General features: G+C 36.0%; 13 protein-coding genes. 6 read left to right on the top strand and 7 right to left on the bottom strand.

Features of this window, described 5'->3' with window-relative positions; translation table 11 throughout:
* The first annotated feature begins 131 nt into the window (after window positions 1-131).
* Complete coding sequence (locus BLQ00_RS04625) at window positions 132-1,730, top strand: beta/gamma crystallin-related protein (RefSeq protein ID WP_093141119.1); 1,599 nt, start codon at window positions 132-134, stop codon at window positions 1,728-1,730.
* A 243-nt stretch (window positions 1,731-1,973) separates the two neighbouring features.
* Here BLQ00_RS04625 and pyk read toward each other — a convergent pair whose 3' ends face one another.
* From pyk to BLQ00_RS04600, 5 genes are all read right to left on the bottom strand, one after another.
* Window positions 1,974-3,401: a pyruvate kinase gene (pyk, locus tag BLQ00_RS04620; protein WP_093141116.1), complete on the bottom strand. Its 1,428-nt coding sequence runs from the start codon at window positions 3,399-3,401 to the stop codon at window positions 1,974-1,976.
* Window positions 3,401-3,892, bottom strand: coding sequence for an IPExxxVDY family protein (locus BLQ00_RS04615; protein ID WP_093141113.1), 492 nt, complete (start codon window positions 3,890-3,892; stop codon window positions 3,401-3,403). Before BLQ00_RS04615 ends, pyk begins: the two co-directional genes overlap by 1 nt.
* A 93-nt stretch (window positions 3,893-3,985) precedes the next feature.
* Window positions 3,986-4,726 (bottom strand): ribonuclease III, encoded by a 741-nt coding sequence (gene rnc / locus BLQ00_RS04610; RefSeq protein WP_093141111.1) that lies wholly within the window; start codon window positions 4,724-4,726, stop codon window positions 3,986-3,988.
* Window positions 4,727-4,731: 5 nt separating this feature from the next.
* Window positions 4,732-5,985, bottom strand: coding sequence for a beta-ketoacyl-ACP synthase II (gene fabF / locus BLQ00_RS04605; protein ID WP_093141108.1), 1,254 nt, complete (start codon window positions 5,983-5,985; stop codon window positions 4,732-4,734).
* A gap of 9 nt (window positions 5,986-5,994) precedes the next feature.
* Window positions 5,995-6,231: an acyl carrier protein gene (locus BLQ00_RS04600; protein ID WP_093141106.1), complete on the bottom strand. Its 237-nt coding sequence runs from the start codon at window positions 6,229-6,231 to the stop codon at window positions 5,995-5,997.
* 268 nt (window positions 6,232-6,499) lie between these two features.
* On the opposite strand from BLQ00_RS04600, the gene purN reads away from it, so the two are divergent.
* From purN to BLQ00_RS04575, 5 genes are all read left to right on the top strand, one after another.
* Entirely contained in the window at window positions 6,500-7,072 is a 573-nt protein-coding gene (gene purN, locus BLQ00_RS04595) for a phosphoribosylglycinamide formyltransferase (RefSeq protein ID WP_093141103.1), read from the top strand.
* Between the two features lie 69 nt (window positions 7,073-7,141).
* On the top strand, window positions 7,142-7,777 hold the full coding sequence (locus BLQ00_RS04590; RefSeq protein WP_093141101.1) for a ribonuclease H1 domain-containing protein: 636 nt from the start codon (window positions 7,142-7,144) through the stop codon (window positions 7,775-7,777).
* 138 nt (window positions 7,778-7,915) lie between these two features.
* Complete coding sequence (locus BLQ00_RS04585) at window positions 7,916-8,839, top strand: PfkB family carbohydrate kinase (RefSeq protein ID WP_093141098.1); 924 nt, start codon at window positions 7,916-7,918, stop codon at window positions 8,837-8,839.
* 139 nt (window positions 8,840-8,978) lie between these two features.
* A complete protein-coding gene (locus tag BLQ00_RS04580; RefSeq protein ID WP_093141096.1) occupies window positions 8,979-10,877 on the top strand; it encodes an amidophosphoribosyltransferase in 1,899 nt (632 codons plus the stop codon).
* A gap of 229 nt (window positions 10,878-11,106) precedes the next feature.
* Window positions 11,107-11,499: a VOC family protein gene (locus BLQ00_RS04575; protein WP_093141093.1), complete on the top strand. Its 393-nt coding sequence runs from the start codon at window positions 11,107-11,109 to the stop codon at window positions 11,497-11,499.
* 9 nt (window positions 11,500-11,508) lie between these two features.
* On the opposite strand, the gene BLQ00_RS04570 is transcribed toward BLQ00_RS04575, so the two are convergent.
* Entirely contained in the window at window positions 11,509-11,781 is a 273-nt protein-coding gene (locus tag BLQ00_RS04570) for a hypothetical protein (RefSeq protein WP_093141091.1), read from the bottom strand.
* Window positions 11,782-12,173: 392 nt separating this feature from the next.
* Window positions 12,174-12,782: a superoxide dismutase gene (locus BLQ00_RS04565; protein ID WP_093141089.1), complete on the bottom strand. Its 609-nt coding sequence runs from the start codon at window positions 12,780-12,782 to the stop codon at window positions 12,174-12,176.
* Window positions 12,783-12,864 lie beyond the last annotated feature (82 nt).

The following is a 12,864-nucleotide window of genomic DNA, read 5'->3' as shown; positions in this document are numbered from 1 at the left end:
AGAATTCTATCCCTTTCGGACAGAAATCCCATCCACTCGTCCTATATCTGTTTTTTAAAAGCTTGATTGGTTGTTATTTAGACCCTGTCTTACAGAGACACATATCCATTTAACAACTTAAATTTTCAATTATGAAAACTCTAGCAAAAAAACATCAGAAAACCGAAACGCCTCCGTATGTAATCGTAAAAGGGCTCTTGTTATTTCTATTCTGCATAGTATCAATTAGCAATGTAAATGCTCAAAAAACGATTTTCGGACCTATTCTAAACAGTAATCCACACAATAACAACCTGAAAGAAGTAACGCTTTTTGAACATGACAATTTTAATGAATATTTTAATGGTGCTAAAAAGGTAATCACCCAAAACATGCCTAATTTAAGCAACATGAATAATCGGACTACAGGAATTGCGGTACCCCTTGGTAGGAAAGTAATTCTTTATGAAACTGAAGGGTACCAAGGTAGAAAAATCACCTTGTATCCTGGTAATTATTCTCACCTAAATGGTTGGAATGATTTAGCGAGTGCCATAAAAATTGAAACCATCCCTTTTGATGAACCTGTGGCTTACTTTTTAAACGATACCGGGAATATATACACGAATCAAGTTTTTCAGGGTTTTGGTGCTGAAAAAGTTGACAACAATAGTATGGTTTGTTATGATTGTTTCAGTAAACTAATTGTGATAGGTTCTCTAAATGTTATTGCTTATGACCATGCAGATTGGGGAGGTAGAAGTAATGAAGATAATCCATTTAAAGAAGGCACTTACAATTTGGTAGATTGGGGCTTAGATAATAATATTTCTTCGTTAGAAATTTTAAATTTTAAATATGCGCTATCAAAAACAGTTTTAAAAAACCCAAGAGTATTAAGTAAAGATGTTGAAAAAACAATCGCAGTTGCTGCAACTGGCACCAATACAAATGTAAATGGAGCTCCAAAAATGGAAGGAACCGTTAGTGGTTGTTTTGAAGCAAGTGCAACACAAAGTTTTGATGCGGCTACTACTATAGGAATAAGCACAGCCGTTAGATCATCCGTTTCTGTTGGGGTGGAAGGTGTCGCCTCTGCTTCTATCGAATTCGAATTAGCAGCCAAACTAGAAACAACCCTAACCTCTGGGAATTCAACGACCGTAACAGAACAACAGTGCTGGGAAATTAAAAGAGAAGTACCAGTTCCTAAAGGCTGTGAGGGTAAAATTACACTAATAGCAACTCCTGAAGTACAAGTGTGGAAAATAGAAAAACACTATATCCCAGTGGATAGCAAAGGTGATCCAGTTCCTAGCGGAATACCAAAAATTGTTACAGGTACACTGAAAGTGACTAAGGGTATAGGTGCCACTACTAATATTTCTCTTAATAACGATTGCAATCAAGGCAACACAAATCCTGGAGATGATACCTCAAGTACGACTCAACAAAGTTCTCCTCCTAACTCTGGATTAGGTAGCATCTCTGAAATAGAATTTTGTGACCAAAACGGAACTGTAGTCGGTTTTTACACAAACAAAAGCGGAACTTGGGAAGAATATGATGATAATGGTACTTCAAGATTTATGTACCAAGAAATGAAACGAGATAATAATGCAATATATCTTTCAGACCTAAACAGAGCAGGCGTCAAAATTATATTAAACTTGAATACCAAAGAAGTGCTCTATGGTGATAACAACAATACCACTCCGTTTAAACTATACACGATTTCAAACGCATTATAGTGGAAACAGGATCGTGATAACGACAACTACTAACCAAGTTGATGAGTAATGGCATCCTCTTCAAACCTTTGTTAATGGATAACAATACAGTCTGAAACTATAAATTAGTTTTTGGTTTTGGAGGATGTTCCTTACTGTTCAAAATGGAGGTGGTACCAATTAAAAAAGGCTCGAAGTAGTTCGAGCCTTTTTACTTTATCTTATTTTGAAGATACTATCATCTTCAACATTGAAATTAAAAAATTACACCTGCGAAACGCGTAATGTATTTACCATCCCTTTATCAACGATTGGCATTGCGGCAAGATTGATTAAATATTCTCCTTTACCTACAAAACCACGATCACAAGCGATTTTATTTACATCTTCTACAGTTTCGTCTGTACTCACATATTTATCGTAATAAAACGCTTGTACACCCCATAAAAGGTTTAAACGAGATAGTATTCTACGATTCGATGTAAACACTAAAATATGCGCTGCTGGACGCCAAGCCGAAATTTGAAAAGCTGTATATCCACTATTGGTAAGAGTACAAATTGCTTTTGCTTCAATTTCATTCGCCATATGTGCAGCGTGGTAACAAATAGATTTTGTGATATATCGATTGGTTTTGATGTGTGGCGGTTGTTGTGGCACTCGTATTAATGGTGAATTTTCAACATTTCGTAAAATATTAGCCATTTTTTGAATTACCTCAACAGGATATTTCCCTACTGAAGTTTCTCCAGATAGCATCACAGCATCGGCTCCGTCCATTACCGAATTGGCAACATCGTTTACCTCTGCCCTTGTTGGCGTAAGTGATGAAATCATGGTTTCCATCATTTGAGTTGCAATAATTACAGGGATTCGAGCTCTTTTTGCTGTACGCACTAATTCTTTTTGAATTAACGGAACTTCTTCTGCCGGAACTTCCACTCCTAAATCACCACGTGCGACCATTAATCCGTCACAGTGTGCTACAATAGAATCTATATTTGCGACAGCTTCAGGCTTTTCAATTTTAGCGATAATTGGAATTTTATGGTCACAATTTGCTTCAATTAAAGCGCGAAGTTCTTTTAAATCTTCAGCATGACGTACAAAAGATAAAGCCAACCAATCTACATCTTGTGAGATGGCAAAAATGGCATCTTCTTTATCTTTAGTTGTTAATGCAGGTAGTGATATATTGGTATTAGGTAAGTTTACTCCTTTTTTAGAGCGCAACGGACCACCTTGAATCACTTTTGTTTTTACTTCATCCTTTCCGTTGGTTTCAACCACTTCGAACATCAGTTTTCCGTCGTCTAATAAAACGCGTTCCCCTTTTTTTACGTCCTTCGGAAAGTTATCGTAATTCATATACACTTTCTTACTAGTTCCTTCAAACTCGGTTCCAGTACAAAAAGAAATTAAATCTCCAGGCTCTACCACCACTTCTTCCTTCATCACACCTACACGTAATTTAGGACCTTGTAAGTCGCCTAAAATAGCTGTAGTGGTATCTAGTTCTACTCCTAACTCTCTAATGGTTGTTATGTTTTTAATAACCGTATCGTAATTGGCGTGCGAAAAATTGACTCTAAAGACGTCTACTCCTTCCAGAATCATTTTTTTGAGGATTTCTCTCTCAGCTGTTGCAGGTCCTAACGTGGCTACTATTTTTGTTCTTTTCTGGTTTGGCATTAGTCGAAAATTAAATTATTTTTTGATTTTATTGATTCTGCTTCCAAGTGATAAGCAGATATTATTTGTTTTATTTTGTTTATTTCTCCGATGATATCCTGCAGTGGATAAACGTCATATTCAGAATGAATTTTCAGAAAGAAATCAACTTTTTTAAACTCCGGAAGTAAGTAATTAGTGACGGTTTTTTCCGAAGTATCTTCACTAAAAAGGCTAGTTGTAACCGCTTCAACAGCAACTATCGATTTACATTTATTCGCTACTAAATAAAAAGTGGTGTATTCGAAACTATCGTCAAACTTAAATAATGGATAAGAAATATCGATATTCTCTCTCGAATAGTCCAGATCTAAAACCTCTCTTTTTAATTGCAACCCTAGGTGTTTATTTAGCAAATAGGCTACTTTATAGGCTTCTTCGCTACAATGTATGGCAAGTAAAGAGTACTTCTCTTTCTCTTCATAATCTAACAAAAGTTTGTGTGTCGCCATGGTTTTTAATGAATTAATAAAAATAGCGATTGTTTTGGTATTCTAAGTGTTCAGAATGTAAAATCTATGTGAATATTCACGAAAACGTTTTCGTTAAAAATCCTTGTCTATAGCAGTTTGAAGCTTATAATATGCACGTTTGGCTGCACTTTCTTCTGCTTTCTTTTTTGAAGTAGCTCTTGCTTTTCCTACCGTTTTATCTTCCAATATAAGTTTAACTGCAAAGTGCTTTAATGCATCATTTCCAGTGTCTTCATAAACAGAAAACTTAAAGCTCTTTTTATTTTTTTGACACCATTCTATAAAAAGACTCTTGTAGCTAATAATTTTGCCTTCAAGTTTTTCAATATCTACATAGGGTTTTATAACCCGTTTATTGATAAACTTTTCACAATACGGATAGCCGCGGTCTAAATAAATAGCCCCAACGAGTGATTCAAACACATTTCCGTGAATGTTTCCTCCAAATTGTTCAATAGGAATGGTTGTTTTCACCAATTTAATAAGTTCAAGATCGCGTCCTAACTCATTTAAATGTTCTCTACTCACTACTTTAGAGCGCATTTTAGTGAGGTATCCTTCGTTTCCGCCAGGTACTTTTTTAAAGAGGTGTGCTGCGATTACACTACTCAACATAGCATCGCCCAGAAACTCCATACGTTCGTAGTTTTGAGGCTCTCCAGCACTATTCTTTTCATTTGTGGAGCGATGTGTAAAGGCAACCTCATAAAAAGTAATGTCTTTTGGCTTAAAACCTATAATTCTTTTTATATGGAAAAAAAAATCCCCGTTCTTTTCAGTACGAGAATTAAATATGTTTTTAAAGGATGCCATTTAAATTATTCGTCCAGTCTTTTAAAAAGAACACAAGCATTATGCCCTCCAAACCCAAAGGTATTACTCAGCGCTACTTTAATATCTCGCTTTTGAGCTTTATTTAAGGTAAGGTTTAAAGATGGGTCAATATTTTCATCAACTGTGGTATGGTTAATTGTTGGCGGCACAATACCATGTTTCATGGCTAGGATAGAGGCAATGGCTTCAATAGCACCTGCAGCTCCTAATAAGTGTCCCGTCATCGATTTTGTCGAGTTGATATTAATGTCTTTGGCATGATCGCCAAATACTTTTGTAATTGCCTTTAATTCGGCTACATCTCCTAAAGGTGTAGACGTTCCGTGTGTATTAATTGTATCTACATCTTCAGGTTTTAATCCTGCGTTTTCAAGACAATTAATCATTACGCGTTCTACTCCTATTCCGTCAGGATGTGGAGCGGTCATATGGTAGGCATCACTTGACATTCCGCCACCTACAACTTCGGCGTATATTTTTGCGCCTCTTGCTTTCGCGTGCTCATATTCTTCTAAAATAAGCGCTCCAGCACCTTCCCCTAATACAAAACCGTCTCGAGTCGCATCAAAAGGTCTTGACGCTGTTTCTGGACTATCGTTTCGTGTTGAGAGTGCGTGCATGGCATTAAAACCACCCATACCAGCTTTGGTTACAGCAGCTTCACTTCCTCCTGTTACAATAATATCGCAATGTCCTAAACGTATATAGTTTAGTGCATCGATCATTGCATTGGCAGAAGAAGCACAGGCAGAAACCGTCGTATAGTTAGGTCCCATAAACCCATGTTTGATAGAGATATTACCAGGGGCAATATCGGCTATCATTTTAGGAATGAAGAAGGGGTTGAAACGCGGTGTTCCGTCCCCTTCTGCAAAGTTTATTACTTCATCTTGAAAAGTCTCTAAGCCTCCAATACCTGCTCCCCAAATAACACCAACGCGAAATTTGTCTATCGTATCAAGATCAAATCCTGCATCTATAATTGCTTCATCACTAGAAACAAGTGCATATTGGGCAAATCGGTCTAATTTTCGGGCTTCTTTCCTATCAAAATGCTCTAGTGGATCGAAATTCTTAATTTCGCAAGCAAATTTTGTTTTGAACTTTTCAGCATCAAAATATGTTATAGGTGCGCAACCACTCTTCCCATTAACTAAGCCGTCCCAATATTCATTTATATTGTTACCAATAGGGGTAAGGGCTCCAAGGCCTGTAACTACAACTCGCTTTAATTCCATAGAGATGGTTTATTTTTTAGCTTCTTCGATATATGAGATTGCTTGACCTACTGTAGCGATGTTTTCAGCTTGATCGTCTGGGATTTGAATATCAAATTCTTTTTCAAATTCCATAATAAGCTCTACCGTATCTAGTGAGTCTGCTCCTAGGTCGTTTGTGAAGCTTGCTTCATTTACAACTTCGTTTTCGTCTACACCTAATTTATCAACGATGATAGCTTTTACTCTTGATGCAATGTCTGACATAATTTTGTTTTTTAATTTAATTATAAGAGGCAAAAATAAAATTTTTTAATTGAAAACACTACTTTAAATTCAAAATGTGAACTGTGAGGTATAAATATAACAATCAAAACGATTTGTTTCCTTTATACACGCAATCTTTCTTGAAGATTTTAGTTTTTTATTAAAGATTATTCAATTTAAACAATTTTGAGCGAAGTAAAACTCTATTACCTTACTTTTGTGATTTATTATTTTAATTACTTCTGTAAACTTCCAAAGAAACTCTAAAATGAAGAAGCGTATAGTTATTTTTGCTTCGGGTAGCGGTACCAATACTCAAAACGTAATTCAATACTTTCAACAAAGTAATTTTGCTGAGGTTGTTCTTGTGCTTTCAAACAAGAAGGATGCCAAAGTTTTAGAACGTGCTAAAAACCTAAATATCAAATCATTACATTTTGACAAAACAGCACTTTTTTCTTCGGAAGGAGTGCTACAAGTATTAAAAGATACGCATGTCGATTGTATTGTACTCGCTGGTTTTTTATTGAAATTTCCTGAACTTATTCTGAAAGAGTTTCCGAACCAAGTCATTAATTTACACCCAGCACTGCTTCCGAAGTACGGCGGAAAAGGAATGTATGGACATCATGTACACGAAGCTGTTGTCGCAAATAAAGAAGCTGAAACTGGAATTACCATTCATTATGTAAACGAAAATTACGATGAAGGAGCGATCATTTTTCAGAAAAGCGTGGCACTTTCCGAAGAAGATACGCCAGATACAGTCGCAAAAAAAATACATGCGTTAGAATACGAACACTTTCCGAAGGTGATAGAAGAAGTAATACGGTCAAGTTAATAGGTGAAATAAAAAATACCCGCCATCGCGGATATAAATTAATGAGTTCCCCGCCTGCGCGGGCATGATATGGCAAAAAACGGAAAATTTTATGTGGTTTGGTTTGGAAATCCTCCCGGGATTTTTAAAAGCTGGAAAGAGTGCCAAAAATCCATCAAAGGGGTTAAAGGTGCTCAATACATGTCGTTTCCCACATTTGCACAAGCCAAAACGGCATATAATAAAGAGTATGCCGATTATAAAGGAAAAGGACCGAAGAAAAAAACACTTTCAGCAGTAGATTTAGCCAAAATTGGGGAACCAAACTTATATTCTATCGCGGTAGATGCCGCTTCTAGTGGGAATCCAGGGATTATGGAATATCGCGGCGTAGACACTCAAACGCATAAACAACTGTTTCATCAAGGCCCTTTTCAACAAGGAACCAATAATATAGGTGAATTTTTAGCCTTGGTGCACGGACTCGCATTTCTGAAAAAACAACAAAGCGACCGAATTCTTTATACCGATTCTCGCATTGCCATGGGTTGGATAAAAAAGAAAAAATGCAATACCAAACTGAAGCAGACTGCGAAAAATAAAGCTGTTTTCGAGTTATTAGCACGTGCTGAAACCTGGCTAAAAACCAACACCTACACTACTACTATTGTAAAATGGGAAACCAAAGCCTGGGGTGAAATTCCTGCCGATTTTGGAAGAAAATAAACCCTTCCGTACAGTTGGCTTTTATCTCTACAAAACAGTATCTTTGCACCCTCAATTAATTGAACTAATTTAAAATAAATTGAATTCGATTAATTGAGATTTAACTTTTAAAAATACCCGTCTACGCGGGCAAAAAATATGAGTAAGCTTGTTATTGTTGGAACCGTTGCATTTGATGCTATTGAAACTCCCTTCGGAAAAACTGATAAAATTTTAGGAGGCGCAGCAACCTATATCGGACTGTCTGCTTCAAACTTTAATGTTGACGGAGCCATTGTTTCTGTTGTTGGTGGCGATTTTCCAAAGGAATACATCACGATGTTAGAAGACAAAGGGATGAATGTGGAAGGATTGGAAGTTGTGGAAGACGGAAAAACCTTTTTCTGGAGCGGAAAATACCACAACGATATGAATACGCGCGATACCTTAGCAACTGAGCTAAATGTATTGGCAGATTTCAACCCTGTTGTTCCAGAAGACTATAAAGATGCCGAAGTTGTTATGTTAGGAAACTTACATCCACTCGTCCAACTAGGTGTGATTAATCAAATGAAAGCTCCAAAACTGGTTGTTTTAGACACCATGAATTTTTGGATGGATTGTGCTTTAGACGAATTAAAGCAAGTAATCGCTAAGGTTGATGTAATTACCATTAACGATGAAGAAGCAAGACAATTATCGGGAGAATACTCTTTGGTAAATGCTTCTAAAAAGATTATGGAGATGGGACCTAAGTTTGTTGTTATTAAAAAAGGAGAGCACGGTGCTTTATTATTTCATAAAGATGATATGTTTTATGCACCCGCATTACCATTAGCAGAAGTGTTTGATCCTACGGGAGCTGGAGATACATTTGCAGGAGGTTTTTCTGGGTTTTTAGCAAAAACAGGAGATTTCAGTTTTGAAAATATGAAAACAGCGATTATCTACGGATCGGCGCTGGCTTCATTTTGTGTAGAAAAATTTGGAACGGAACGAATGACACAACTTTCCAAAAAAGAAGTGCATCAACGTTTACAGCAATTTAAGAGTTTAACTCAATTTGATATTGAATTAAAATAATACAGGCGCCCTTATGGGCGCTTTTTGTTTGGCTAATTTCTTAGTCCTGACCCAAGAGGAAAGAAATTAGGATATAATAATTAAATTAAAGAAAAAATAACCCTTGGGTCGGGGAACATTTTTTCGACATGGCAACACAATGAGTGACGCGTTAAAACACGAGTGCGGAATAGCAATGGTACGATTGTTAAAACCATTAGAATTCTACAAAAAAAAATACGGTACAGCCTTTTACGGTGTAAATAAAATGTACTTAATGATGGAAAAACAGCACAATCGCGGTCAAGACGGTGCTGGTTTTGCAAGTATAAAGTTGGACGTAAACCCAGGTGAGCGTTACATTAGTAGAGTCCGATCCAATGCGGCGCAACCCATACAAGATATTTTTGCGCAAATCAATCAGCGAATCAATCAAGAATTTGAAGCTTTTCCAGAGCTTAAAAATGATGTAGCGGCACAAAAAACAAACATTCCTTATTTAGGAGAGTTGTTTTTAGGACACGTACGTTACGGAACCTTTGGAGGTAATAGCATCGAAACAGTCCACCCTTTTCTTCGACAAAATAATTGGATGCATCGTAATTTAATTATTGCAGGAAACTTCAATATGACCAATACTACGCAGCTTTTCGACAACTTAGTAAAGCTAGGAATGCATCCTAAAGAAAAAGCCGACACCATTACCGTAATGGAAAAAATTGGACATTTCTTAGACGATGCAGTTCGTAAATTATACAAAAAAGCCAAAGCAGAAGGGATGAACAAAAGAGAAGCTTCTCCTTATATTGCTAAAAACCTAAACCTTGCTAAAATCTTACGAAGATCTGCTAAAGATTGGGATGGAGGCTATGCAATGGCTGGATTATTAGGACACGGTGACGCGTTTGTAATGCGTGATCCTGCCGGAATTAGACCTGCATATTATTACCAAGATGAAGAGGTTATTGTTGTTGCTTCGGAAAGACCCGTAATCCAAACAGTGTTTAATGTTCCTTTCGATAAAGTGAAGGAAGTAGAACCGGGAAGTGCCTTATTACTGAAAAAAGACGGAACTATGAATGTTTCGCAAATATTAGAACCCCTAGAACGCAAATCATGTTCGTTTGAACGTATTTATTTCTCTCGCGGAAGTGATGCCGAAATCTATCAAGAACGTAAAGAGCTAGGGCGTTTGGTAATGCCGAAAGTTTTAAAAGCGATCGATCATGACACTGAAAATGCAGTGTTTTCATTTATCCCTAATACTGCGGAAACTTCTTTCTACGGAATGCTTGATGCGGCTCAAAACGAGCTAAACAAACAAAAGAACGAAGCCATTCTTAAAGAAAAAGACTCGTTAACTGTAGAACGTCTTCAGCAAATACAGGCACATAAGATTAGAACGGAAAAAATCGCCATTAAAGATGTAAAACTACGTACGTTTATCTCTGACGATAGTAGTAGAGACGATCTTGTTGCACACGTTTACGATGTTACTTACGGTGTTGTAAAACCAACAGACAACCTCGTTATTATAGATGACAGTATTGTAAGAGGAACTACGCTTAAAAAGAGTATTTTAAAAATGCTTGACAGGTTAAATCCGAAACAAATAGTTGTTGTTTCATCGGCACCACAAATACGTTATCCAGATTGTTACGGTATTGATATGGCACGATTAGAGCACCTTGTTGCTTTCCAAGCAGCACTTGAGCTTCATAAAGATCGTGGCACCTATGCTATTGTAGAAGAAATCTATCATAAGTGTAAAAAGCAAATTGAATTGGTAGATTCAGAAGTAATAAACCACGTTAAGGAATTATACGCTCCTTTTACAGATGAAGAGCTTTCAGATAAAATTGCACTAATTATTAGTGATGAAAGCATCAAAGCGGATGTGAAATTAATTTTTCAATCGGTAGATGATCTTCATAAAGCGTGTCCTGACAATTTAGGAGATTGGTATTTTACAGGAAACTACCCTACGAATGGTGGAAATCGTGTGGTGAATAGAGCATACATTAATTTCTTTGAAGGAAATCCAGAAAGGGCGTATTAATCTTACATAAAACGCACAAAAAGGGTCTTTTCATCGAGAATTCAATCACTTTATCTAAAAGTAGGAAAAATCCGCTTTAGATAGTATCTTAAGTACTATATTTGAATCATACCATAGCATAAGTAGGTTAAGTTCATGGTAGATTTGGGGCAAAAAAGGTAAACTTAACGTTTACCTTTTTTATTTTACAATAGTTTGTGTGAACTTGTAAAGACGCTAAAAACTCAAGATGCAATTTGACAGAACAGGAATTATTCTCTACACAATCCAATACGAGCAATGTGTTTCTTTTTATGAAAACATACTTGAACTTACCAAATTATTTGAAAATGAACAGTTAACCTGTTTTTCTTTTGGCGCTTCATACCTAATGGTCGAAAAAGACGATTCATACAGTGGAACACAAGTTGAGTCTGAACGTTTAAAAACGTGCCTACGACTTAATGTTCCGAATGTAAAATTCATGTCGGAAAAATTAATCTCAAAAAAAATTGAGGTAGATTATCAAGAACACACTTGGGGAACCGTCGCTAAATTTTTTGATCCAGACGGAAATTTGTGTGCGTTAAAGGATAGTGGAACTTTTGAAAATCAAATTGCAGAATTTAAGTCAGAGAACTAACTTAACCTATTAAGCTCTTAAAATTGAAAGATATGTTTGATGACAGTTACTTCCGTATTTTTTAAGAGAATTCACTACCTGTCCTATAAATGTGCTCTTACCTTCTTTATTTACTTCAATCAAAGATCCTTGAAGCTCTTTAAACTTATCGTCTAAAGATTCTAGATCACGAACCATAAACATCTTTTGATTTTTTTGGATCACTTTTTTCTTTTTCTTCTTTACATCAATGACTGAATATTCTACTTTTAATAAGTATACTTTACTTTCTTCATTCTTCATAATTCATTCGTTTTAAAGTACAAAGATATGAAAAATACTTTAATTTTACATTTACGTAACATTAAGTTAACATTGAAATGCCTTTCTGAAGGTCTTTTTTAGACCAAAAAAGGTCCTTCTAAAGTGTTAATATTCTGAAAATTCGCCTTTTAACGAAAAAACGGGTGCTTTGTCTAAAAGTTGAAAATAGCAACTTAAATATGTCATATATTTGAATCATACCATAGCATAAGTAGGTTAAGTTCATGGTAGATTTGGGGCAAAAAAAGGTAGACTTTCAGTTTACCTTTTTTTATTTAAACTAACCTCACATTAGTTTTATTCCATTAAAAAAGCCTTTCACTAAAACAGTGAAAGGCTTTTTTGTTAAGACGTATTCTTAGAATAAAGTCCTATTTATTTTTCTCGTAACGAGCAGAAACTTCTTCCCAGTTAATTACATTAAAGAATGAAGATACGTAATCTGGACGTCTGTTTTGGTAGTTTAAGTAGTAAGCGTGCTCCCAAACATCCAATCCTAAAATTGGAGTTCCTTCGCAGTTTACACCTGGCATTAATGGATTGTCTTGATTTGGTGTAGAACAAACTTCTACTTTTCCACCTTTATGAACACACAACCAAGCCCAACCTGAACCGAATTGAGTTTTAGCCGCGGTAGAAAAAGCTTCTTTAAAAGAATCAAAGTTTCCAAAAGCCTCGTTAATTGCTTCTGCTAAATGTCCTGTTGGCATTCCACCACCATTGGGTGACATTACTTCCCAAAACAAACTGTGGTTGTAAAAACCACCACCATTGTTACGAACAGCTTTGTTGTCCATATCAAGGTTAATTAATATGTTTTCAATTGATTTTCCTTCTAAATCGGTTCCTTCAATTGCAGCATTTAAATTGTTGGTATATCCTTGATGATGCTTTCCGTGGTGTATTTCCATGGTTCTAGCATCTATATTTGGCTCTAATGCGTCGAACGCATATTTTAATTGTGGTAATTCAAAAGACATAGTACGTGTTTTAAAAATTAGTATTTTGTTAGCCCAAAGTTACGCAATATCACCCTTTTAATATGTTATAAAATTTATAAGA

Origin of the sequence: Ulvibacter litoralis (genome assembly GCF_900102055.1) — a bacterium.
GTDB lineage: Bacteria > Bacteroidota > Bacteroidia > Flavobacteriales > Flavobacteriaceae > Ulvibacter > Ulvibacter litoralis.
Note: the sequence above shows the minus strand (reverse complement) of the source record. Positions and strands in the feature narration are given on the sequence as shown.

Bases quoted from the DNA above. Each gene is read 5' to 3' on its own strand.
- BLQ00_RS04625 (WP_093141119.1), top strand. From the start codon at position 132: ATGAAAACTCTAGCAAAAAAACATCAGAAAACCGAAACGCCTCCGTAT.
- pyk (WP_093141116.1), bottom strand. From the start codon at position 3,401: ATGCCAAACCAGAAAAGAACAAAAATAGTAGCCACGTTAGGACCTGCA.
- BLQ00_RS04615 (WP_093141113.1), bottom strand. From the start codon at position 3,892: ATGGCGACACACAAACTTTTGTTAGATTATGAAGAGAAAGAGAAGTAC.
- rnc (WP_093141111.1), bottom strand. From the start codon at position 4,726: ATGGCATCCTTTAAAAACATATTTAATTCTCGTACTGAAAAGAACGGG.
- fabF (WP_093141108.1), bottom strand. From the start codon at position 5,985: ATGGAATTAAAGCGAGTTGTAGTTACAGGCCTTGGAGCCCTTACCCCT.
- BLQ00_RS04600 (WP_093141106.1), bottom strand. From the start codon at position 6,231: ATGTCAGACATTGCATCAAGAGTAAAAGCTATCATCGTTGATAAATTA.
- purN (WP_093141103.1), top strand. From the start codon at position 6,500: ATGAAGAAGCGTATAGTTATTTTTGCTTCGGGTAGCGGTACCAATACT.
- BLQ00_RS04590 (WP_093141101.1), top strand. From the start codon at position 7,142: ATGGCAAAAAACGGAAAATTTTATGTGGTTTGGTTTGGAAATCCTCCC.
- BLQ00_RS04585 (WP_093141098.1), top strand. From the start codon at position 7,916: ATGAGTAAGCTTGTTATTGTTGGAACCGTTGCATTTGATGCTATTGAA.
- BLQ00_RS04580 (WP_093141096.1), top strand. From the start codon at position 8,979: ATGAGTGACGCGTTAAAACACGAGTGCGGAATAGCAATGGTACGATTG.
- BLQ00_RS04575 (WP_093141093.1), top strand. From the start codon at position 11,107: ATGCAATTTGACAGAACAGGAATTATTCTCTACACAATCCAATACGAG.
- BLQ00_RS04570 (WP_093141091.1), bottom strand. From the start codon at position 11,781: ATGAAGAATGAAGAAAGTAAAGTATACTTATTAAAAGTAGAATATTCA.
- BLQ00_RS04565 (WP_093141089.1), bottom strand. From the start codon at position 12,782: ATGTCTTTTGAATTACCACAATTAAAATATGCGTTCGACGCATTAGAG.